This is a genomic window from Cellulomonas citrea (assembly GCF_009829685.1).
Taxonomy (GTDB): Bacteria; Actinomycetota; Actinomycetes; order Actinomycetales; family Cellulomonadaceae; genus Cellulomonas; species Cellulomonas citrea.
Window position 1 is genome coordinate 1 of the sequence record NZ_VWSD01000313.1, and the last position, 1072, is coordinate 1072.

At 75.6% G+C, this 1072-nt stretch carries 2 protein-coding genes; both read right to left on the reverse strand.

Translation table 11 applies throughout. From position 1 onward, the window contains the following. Positions 1-8: 8 nt before the first annotated feature. Complete coding sequence (locus F2B26_RS16415; protein WP_235929731.1) at positions 9-671, reverse strand: SanA/YdcF family protein; 663 nt, start codon at positions 669-671, stop codon at positions 9-11. 42 nt (positions 672-713) lie between these two features. Further along, positions 714-1072: alpha/beta hydrolase family protein (locus tag F2B26_RS16420; protein ID WP_328698707.1), on the reverse strand; the 359-nt coding region annotated here is incomplete at its 5' end.

The window sequence follows — 1072 nt, forward strand, 5'->3', positions numbered from 1 at the left end:
GGGTGCGGTCAGCGCCAGCCGGAGGCCGCGAGGGCCTGCGCGACCGAGGTCTCGGGCGGCCCGTCGAACCGGGGGGTGCGGCCGGTCGTCGCATCCCACCAGGCCTTCCACGACGCGGGCAGCTCGCGCAGCCGCCACACGAGCGCCTGCTTCGGCGTCACGCTCGAGGACGAGACGCCCAGCCCCGTCGACCGGACGCCGGCCTGCGCGCAGCTGAACAGGGCACGGGGCAGGTGGTAGTCCTGGGTGAGCAGCACGGCGTCGTCCACGCCGAACACGTCGTGCGCCCGGACGCAGGTGTCGTGCGTGTCGAAGCCGGCGAAGTCCCGCACGACGGCGGCGTCCGGCACACCGTGGGACACCAGCCAGTCGCGCATCGCGGTGGGCTCGTCGTGCGCCGGGGTGCCGTTGTCGCCGCTCACCAGGATGACGCCCACCGTGCCGTCGGCGTACAGCGCCCGGGCGGCCTCCAGCCGGCGCTCCAGGTACACCGACGGGCGGCCACCGGCCTGCAGACCGGCGCCGAACACGATCGCGACGGGTGCCCGGCGCACCGACTGCCGGTCGGCCGCCACGTGGCGCGACCCGGTCACCTGCACCCAGGCGATCGGTCCGACGGCCACGACGACGGCGGCGGCCAGGGCCCACCACCAGGGAGAACGGAGCTTCACCCCAGTGACGATAGGCGCTGGGCGGCGACCCCGAGGTGTCGATCAGGTGAGGGTTCGCAACCAGTCGGCGACGGCCGCGGCCACCTCGTCGTGGTCGACAGGGGTGTGGGTGCCCGGGACGACGATGAGCCGGGTCTGCGCCGGCAGATGCGCGGTGAGCTCGTCGGGGGAACCGTACGGGTCCCGGGCGCCGCTGATCGCGAGCACCGGCAGCGTGAGGGCGGCCAGGGGCTCGGTGCGCAGCCGGTCCGGGTGGCCCGGCGGGTGCAACGGGTACGACAGCAGCACCAGACCTGCGGCGGGCAGACCGTCGGCCACCGCCTGCGCGCACATCCGGCCGCCGAACGACCGGCCGCCGAGCACCACGCTCCCCGGGGCGACGCCGAGATCGGCGGCCAGCG